Origin of the sequence: Cobetia sp. SIMBA_158 (assembly GCF_046566945.1) — a bacterium.
In the GTDB taxonomy this organism is placed as follows: Bacteria; Pseudomonadota; Gammaproteobacteria; order Pseudomonadales; family Halomonadaceae; genus Cobetia; species Cobetia amphilecti.
Genome location: NZ_JAWJYL010001253.1, coordinates 1 through 229 on the forward strand (window position 1 = coordinate 1; position 229 = coordinate 229).

Sequence of the window (229 nt, forward strand, 5' to 3'; positions counted from 1 at the left end):
TTTATAAACTGCTTGATATATATGGGATGTTTATGAGGGAAGACCTTGTTGATGTAGATCTATTTGTCAATCGAACGAAAACATATGGATTTGAAAAGATGGTCTATTTCGCTTTTCATTATGTGAATGAAGTCTTCCCGCATACCATTTCGGATATCATAATGGATGCACTTCAACCCGAATCGCTTACTTATTTATCGGAAGTGCTTGATGCAAATGATGTCATTCA

General features: G+C 35.4%; 1 protein-coding gene. It reads left to right on the forward strand.

Annotated features, from left to right (window positions below):
• A partial coding sequence (locus R2R70_RS23735; protein ID WP_410979452.1) for a hypothetical protein occupies window positions 1-229 on the forward strand: 229 nt, incomplete at both ends.